The following is a 1,478-nucleotide window of genomic DNA, read 5'->3' on the forward strand; positions in this document are numbered from 1 at the left end:
GCCACCAACGCCGTCAACCTCCTCATCAACCGCATCACCAACCCCACCACCCCCCACCAACACCTCCTCCTCACCCCACCCATCTCCCTCCGCGCCACCACCGGACCCCCACACCCCTTCCCCTGACGTCTCCCTGACGTCTCCGGGGACCCCCGGTTCCCGGACGCGGGCATGCCGACGCCCGGCGGGGCCTTGGGCGGCCGCGCCGGGCATCGCGTCACCGTTCGCCTGGCGTCCGGTGTCAGGTCAGCTGGTGACGGTGAAGGTGTCGAGGTCGAACAGGTAACCCGTGCCGCTGCCGGTGAAGACCAGGTACAGCGGACCGGTCGCGGAGCCGCTCAGCGTGGTCGAGACGGTCTGGAAGGTGTCCCAGCTCCCCGTGGACGGCACGTTCACCTGGCCGAGCAGCGTCCCGGTCTGCGAGCCCGACCGGACCTGGATGGCGCCGCCGGAGCCCCCGGAGGACACCCGGGCGCTGAACGTCTTCAGCCCGGAGGTGCTGACCCCCGAGTACGCCGCCCAGTCGCCGTTGTTGATGTAACCGGCGGTCTTGCCGCCGCTGGCCGTGGTGTGGCTGGCCTGCTGGAGACCCGACTGCGACGTGTACGCCTCCGCCTCGGTGGTGGTGGAGGAGGAGGCCGACTTGGTGAGGGCGAACGTGTCGAGGTCGAACAGATACCCCGACCCTCCGGTGAACACCAGGAAGAGCGGACCGGTGCCCGCTCCGTTCAACGTGGTCGAGACGGTCGTGAAGGTGTCCCAGTTGCCGGTGACCGGGACGGTGACCGACCCGAGCAGCGTCCCGGTCTGTGAGCCCGACCGGATCTGGATGGTGCCGCCCGAACCGGCCGAGGAGACGCGGGCGGTGAACCCGGTCGCGCCCGTGGTGCTCACCGACGAGTAGCCCACCCAGTCGCCGTTCTCGACGAAGCCGACGGTCTTGCCGCCGCTGGCGGTCGGGTGAGAGGACTGCTGGACGCCGGACTGGGAGGTGTAGGTCTCCGCCTCGATCGTCCCGCCGTCGCCGCCGTTGCCGGGCGGAGCGCAGTTGGCCTGCACGGCGCCCGCCGCGTACTTGATGCCGCCGACGAGCAGGTTGCGGAAGTTCGTCTCGGCGTAGGACTCGTTCGTGTGGCCGAGACCGGTGTAGAACGACCGTCCCGACCCCTGCGGATGGCACCAGGTGATCGGGTGGTCGCCCATGTTGCCGCCGCTGTAGCTGCTCTCGTCCAGGGTCTGCAGGACGTGCACGTTGGCCCGCGGGTTCGTGCGGTAGTTGTACCACTCGTCGGTCCGCGTCCAGGCCGAGGGGAGGCCGGCGGTCGCGGGATTCGTGGTGTCCTCGGTTCGCACGGTGGCCTGCTGGATCGCCGGGTGGTTGTTGAACCAGGCGCCCATGAGCTGGCCGTAGTAGGGCCAGTCGTACTCGGTGTCGGCGGCCGAGTGCACGCCCACATAACCGCCGCCGCCGTCGATGT

At 69.9% G+C, this 1,478-nt stretch carries 1 protein-coding gene; it reads right to left on the minus strand.

Features of this window, described 5'->3' with window-relative positions; translation table 11 throughout:
- Positions 1–246: 246 nt before the first annotated feature.
- Positions 247–1,478 (minus strand): carbohydrate-binding protein (locus JOL79_RS33500; protein WP_210159958.1); only part of this gene is annotated, 1,232 nt, incomplete at its 5' end.

The organism is Microbispora oryzae (assembly GCF_017896165.1).
Classification (GTDB): Bacteria; Actinomycetota; Actinomycetes; order Streptosporangiales; family Streptosporangiaceae; genus Microbispora; species Microbispora oryzae.